The organism is Streptomyces sp. NPDC127084 (genome assembly GCF_042724175.1).
GTDB lineage: Bacteria > Actinomycetota > Actinomycetes > Streptomycetales > Streptomycetaceae > Streptomyces.
The window spans coordinates 1-1,267 of record NZ_JBHXFA010000383.1 but is presented as its reverse complement, the minus strand read 5'-3'; the positions used below and the strand labels follow the sequence as shown (position 1 = coordinate 1,267).

Sequence of the window (1,267 nt, the reverse complement as noted above, 5' to 3'; positions counted from 1 at the left end):
TTCTTCGCCCTCGCCACCACAGCCGTCCTGGTCCTCCTCGGACTGCCGTTCCTGGGCGTCAGGTTCGGCACCGCGGACGACCGCCAACTGCCCTCGGGCGCCGAGTCGCACGTCGTGCAGCAGCACATCCGCGACGGCTTCCCGGGCAACCCCGGCGGTGCCCTCGAAGTGCTCGCCGAGGGGCGGGCGACACCGGCGCAGTACACCGCGTACCGGACCAGGATCGCCCGACTGCCCGAGGCGGTACGGGTGGACGGACCTGTGGTCCAGGGCGACTCGGCCTACTTCACGGTGCTCCCCAAGGGCGAGGCGGTCGACGCCACGGCCCAGCGCCTGGTCGGCGACCTGCGCGCCACGGACGCCCCCTTCACCACCAAGGTGACCGGCACGGCGGCCGTCCTGGTCGACTCCAAGCACGCGATAGCGAGCCGTCTGCCCTGGGCGGTGGCCCTCATCACCGTCGTCACCCTGCTCCTGGTCTTCCTCCTGACCGGCAGCGTGGTGATCCCCCTCCAGGCGGTATTGCTCAACGCGCTCAGCCTCACGGCGATGTTCGGCGCGGTCGTCTGGGTCTTCCAGGACGGCCACCTCTCCGGCCTCCTCGGCTTCACCAGCACCGGCTCCATAGAGACGACCCTTCCCGTCCTCATGTTCTGCGTCGCCTTCGGCCTCTCCATGGACTACGGCGTGTTCCTGCTCTCCCGCATCAAGGAGGAGTACGACCGCACGGGCGACCACAACGAGGCGGTCCGCCACGGCCTCCAGCGCACGGGCGGCCTGATCACCGCGGCCGCGGTCATCCTCGCGGTGGTGATGGTCGCGATCGGCACGTCCCGGGTCGCCAACACCAAGATGCTCGGCCTGGGCATCGCGCTGGCGGTACTGATGGACGCGATGATCGTCCGGAGCCTGCTGGTCCCGGCGGTGATGAAGCTGACGGGGAGGGCGACTTGGTGGGCACCGGGTCCGCTGCGAAGGTTCCACGACCGGTTCGGCTCCCCCCCGACTGGGTGGGGGGGGTTGTCAAATCGTGACGCCTCCGCGCGGCGCGCCCACACCAACCAGGCACCCGCAGACAAAAACGGCGAGGGGAGCCCAAATGAAAGCGGTGGTGTTCGAGCAATACGGTGAGCCCGCCGACGTACGCGACGTACCCGACCCCCACCCCGCCCCCCACGGAGTAACCGTCCGGGTAGAAGCCACCGGCCTCTGCCGCAGCGACTGGCACGGCTGGCAGGGCCACGACCCCGACATCACACTCCCGCAC

At 69.9% G+C, this 1,267-nt stretch carries 1 protein-coding gene and 1 pseudogene; both read left to right on the top strand.

The features are described 5' to 3' along the window. Positions 1-1,131: MMPL family transporter (locus ACFWI9_RS34405; protein ID WP_387169254.1), on the top strand; the 1,131-nt coding region annotated here is incomplete at its 5' end. Then, positions 1,100-1,267 (top strand): annotated as a pseudogene (locus ACFWI9_RS34400) (alcohol dehydrogenase); the annotation flags it as partial. The gene ACFWI9_RS34405 and the pseudogene ACFWI9_RS34400, both read left to right, overlap by 32 nt.